The sequence below is a fragment of the Micromonospora foliorum genome (assembly GCF_022229015.1).
Taxonomy (GTDB): domain Bacteria; phylum Actinomycetota; class Actinomycetes; order Mycobacteriales; family Micromonosporaceae; genus Micromonospora; species Micromonospora foliorum.
The window spans coordinates 1-3,463 of the sequence record NZ_JAKKFF010000191.1 but is presented as its reverse complement, the minus strand read 5'-3'; the positions used below and the strand labels follow the sequence as shown (position 1 = coordinate 3,463).

The following is a 3,463-nucleotide window of genomic DNA, read 5'->3' as shown; positions in this document are numbered from 1 at the left end:
CCCCCGACCGGGCCGCGGACTCAGCCGACGCGTCCGACGCTCCGGCGGAACGGGCCGAGTCTGCCCGGCCGGCGTTCTCGGCCACCGCCGCGCGGTGTGCGGCCGCCGCGAAGGCAGCGCCGACCAGACCGGCGGTGGCCAATCGTCCGGCCAGGAACGCCTCCAACGAGGCCAGGTCGGTGACCCGGCCGGCGGCGACGGCCGCCTCCAGACCACCGGAGTGCGCATGCGCCCCGGCCGGGAAGCGCCCGTCGGCCAACAGCAACAGCAGGCTCGGCGTCGCCATCAGAACAGGAAGTACCGCTGGGCCATCGGCAGCCGGGTCACCGGGTCCGGCTCGACCACCACACCGTCGATCCGCACCGTGAAGGTGTCCGGGTCCACCTCGATGTACGGCATCGCGTTGTTCTCCGGCAGGTCGGCCTTGCCCCGCGACCGCACGTCGCTCACCGGCACCACCCGGCGTCGCACGTCGAGGCGGAGCCCGACGTCCAGGGCCGCCGGGGCCACGAAGGCGAGGCTGGTGGCCGCCGCCGCCGCGCCGTACGCCCCGAACATCGGCCGCGGCAGCATCGGCTGCGGTGTCGGGATGGAGGCGTTGGCGTCGCCCATCTGGGCGTACGCGATCATGCCGCCCTTGAGGACCAGGTGTGGTCGGACGCCGAAGAACGCCGGGTCCCAGAGCACCAGGTCGGCGAGCTTGCCCGGCTCGACCGAGCCGACCTCCCGTTCCAGGCCGTTGGCCATCGCCGCGCAGATGGTGTACTTCGCCACGTACCGTCGGGCCCGGTGGTTGTCGGCGGCCCCGTCACCCGGCAGCGCGCCGACCCGGTCCTTCATCACGTGGGCGCTCTGCCAGGTCCGCATGATCACCTCGCCGACCCGGCCCATCGCCTGCGCGTCGGAACCGATGATCGAGATCGCGCCGAGGTCGTGCAGCAGGTCCTCGGCGGCCATCGTGGACGGTCGGATCCGGCTCTCGGCGAAGGCCAGGTCCTCCGGCACGGACGGGTTGAGATGGTGGCAGACCATCAACATGTCCAGGTGCTCGGCCAGCGTGTTGGCGGTGTACGGCCGGGTCGGGTTGGTCGACGACGGCAACACGTTCGGTTCGCTGGCCACGGTGATGATGTCCGGTGCGTGCCCGCCGCCGGCTCCCTCGGTGTGGTACGAGTGGATCGCCCGCCCCCCGATGGCCCGTAGGGTGTCGGCGACGAACCCGGCCTCGTTGAGCGTGTCGGTGTGGATCGACACCTGGACCCCGGACGCGTCGGCCACCCGCAGGCAGGCGTCGATCGCCGCCGGCGTGGTGCCCCAGTCCTCGTGCAGCTTGAAACCGCCCGCGCCGGCCCGCAGCTGTTCCCACAGCGCCTCGCTGGAGACGGTGTTGCCCTTGCCGAGCAACAGCACGTTGACCGGCATGGTGTCCAGCGCCTCGTGCATCCGGGCCAGGTGCCAGGCGTTCGGGGTGACCGTGGTCGCGCGGGTCCCCTCGGCCGGCCCGGTGCCGCCGCCGACCATCGTGGTGATGCCACTGGCCAGCGCCTCGGTGACGATCTGCGGGCAGATGAAGTGCACGTGCGTGTCGACCGCGCCGGCGGTGAGGATCCGCCCGTTGCCCGCGATCACCTCGGTCGACGGGCCGATGACCAGGTCGGGGTGGACGCCGGGCATGGTGTCCGGGTTGCCGGCCCGGCCGAGCGCCACGATGCGCCCGTCGCGCAGCCCCACGTCGGCCTTGACCACGCCCCAGTGGTCGAGCACCACCGCGCCGGTGATGACGGTGTCCAGTGCCCCCTCGGCGCGGGTGGCACGGGCCTGACCCATCGACTCACGGATCACCTTCCCGCCGCCGAAGACCGCCTCGTCGCCGCCCACACAGTGGTCGGTCTCCACCTCGATCAGCAGGTTGGTGTCGGCCAGTCGGATCCGGTCACCGGTCGTTGGCCCGTACAGGTCGATGTAGCGGTCCCGCCGCACGGCGCTCACCGCGGCGACCCGTCGGCCGTTCCCGCGTGCGGCGGCGGGTCCAACGGTCCCGCGCACTCCCCGCGGAGACCCGGAACGATCCGTGCCCCGCCGAGCGGTACGAGGTCGACGCTGCGGTTGATGCCGGGTTCGAACCGGACCGAGGTGCCCGCCGGAACGGCGAGCCGTTGCCCCCAGGCCGCGTCCCGGTCGAACGACAGCGCCGGGTTGACTTCGGCGAAGTGGTAGTGCGAGCCGACCTGCACCGGGCGGTCGGCGGTGTTGACCACGAGCAGGGTGGTCACCGGACGACCCACGTTGATCTCGACCGGGTCGGCCGCCGGCAGGATCTCCCCGGGGATCACGGGATCGGGTGGTGCACCGTCACGAGCTTGGTGCCGTCCGGGAACGTCGCCTCCACCTGCACCTCCCTCAGCAGCTCGGGGATGCCGTCCTGGACGTCGTCGCGGCCGAGCACCGTCCGGCCGGCCGACATCAGGTCCACCACCGACCGCCCGTCGCGGGCCCCCTCGAGGAGGAACGCGGTGAGCACCGCGACGGCTTCGGGATAGTTGAGGCGCAGGCCGCGTTCGCGGCGGGCGCGGGCGACATCGGCCGCGACGTGGATGAGCAGGCGGTCCTGCTCGTGTGGGCTGAGGAACACGGGGCTCTCCCGGTGGGGTCGGCGTGCCCGGCTCGCCGTCGGCTCCGCACGGAGTCGCGCCGGGCATCAGCGCCCGGGGACGAGCTGGGAGTCACACGACCGCCGGGTCACCGCCGACGGGGCGACCCGGGACTCCACCATCCCGGCCCGCACGACGGGCAACCGGCGGTGTCGGGTCGGATGCGGACCGCACCGCCCACCGCTGAGCAGACCGTAGAGGATCGCCACCGACCGAGGCAACAGTCCATTGGGGATCGCCTGGCTGCCCGGTCCGTGTTCCCGTGGAGCGGCAGGCAGGGGATGATCGCCGGATGACGGCGACGAGGGGTACGCGCGCACTGCTCGGTGTTCTGTTCCTGGCGGTGGCCACGGTCGGGGCGTGGCTGCTCTGGCTGGGCTGGGACGACGAGTACACGGTCGACGCGCAGACCGGCGCGAGCAGCGGCCCGTACGAGCCGTGGCAGGTGGTCGGCTGTGTGGTGACGCTCGTGCTGCTGGCCGCGCTCGCCGGGACGCGGCTCAGCCCGTGGCTGGTGGCGGCGGTGATGACTGTGGCGTTCACGGCGGCGTGGTCGTGGCGGGCCGCGTCGACCGACGACAGCGGGTTGTGGGTGGTCGGCGGGATTCTGGTGCTGGTGGGCATGGCGGCCGGCAGCGCCCTGGTGAGCCTCGCCGGGCGGCGGATCGGTCGGCGGATGGCCGGCCGACCCGCCTGACCGCAGCCGGCGTCGGGGCCGGGCGGGCCCGGTCAGTAGGTCACCTCGTGGTTCTCGCCGGCCTCCGCTGCGACCGGCAGAGCACGCGTCTGAACCCCAGTCTCGTGGCCTTAGG

The 3,463-nt window shown here is 73.0% G+C and carries 5 protein-coding genes and 1 pseudogene; 1 reads left to right on the top strand and 5 read right to left on the bottom strand.

What is annotated here, in order from left to right; translation table 11 throughout:
* From PSH25_RS15450 to PSH25_RS15430, 5 genes and pseudogenes are all read right to left on the bottom strand, one after another.
* A pseudogene (locus PSH25_RS15450) lies at window positions 1-286 on the bottom strand (urease accessory protein UreF); the annotation flags it as partial.
* Window positions 286-1,989 carry an urease subunit alpha gene (locus tag PSH25_RS15445; RefSeq protein WP_238659750.1) on the bottom strand — a complete coding sequence of 568 codons (1,704 nt, stop codon included), beginning with the start codon at window positions 1,987-1,989 and terminating at the stop codon, window positions 286-288. The gene PSH25_RS15445 and the pseudogene PSH25_RS15450, both read right to left, overlap by 1 nt.
* Window positions 1,986-2,333: an urease subunit beta gene (locus PSH25_RS15440; protein ID WP_308193675.1), complete on the bottom strand. Its 348-nt coding sequence runs from the start codon at window positions 2,331-2,333 to the stop codon at window positions 1,986-1,988. The genes PSH25_RS15445 and PSH25_RS15440 overlap by 4 nt, the downstream gene beginning before the upstream one ends.
* Window positions 2,330-2,632: an urease subunit gamma gene (locus tag PSH25_RS15435; protein WP_110563915.1), complete on the bottom strand. Its 303-nt coding sequence runs from the start codon at window positions 2,630-2,632 to the stop codon at window positions 2,330-2,332. The genes PSH25_RS15440 and PSH25_RS15435 overlap by 4 nt, the downstream gene beginning before the upstream one ends.
* Before the next feature lie 66 nt (window positions 2,633-2,698).
* On the bottom strand, window positions 2,699-2,860 hold the full coding sequence (locus PSH25_RS15430) for a hypothetical protein (protein WP_238659749.1): 162 nt from the start codon (window positions 2,858-2,860) through the stop codon (window positions 2,699-2,701).
* Between the two features lie 83 nt (window positions 2,861-2,943).
* On the opposite strand from PSH25_RS15430, the gene PSH25_RS15425 reads away from it, so the two are divergent.
* Window positions 2,944-3,348: an Asp23/Gls24 family envelope stress response protein gene (locus tag PSH25_RS15425; RefSeq protein ID WP_238659748.1), complete on the top strand. Its 405-nt coding sequence runs from the start codon at window positions 2,944-2,946 to the stop codon at window positions 3,346-3,348.
* Window positions 3,349-3,463 lie beyond the last annotated feature (115 nt).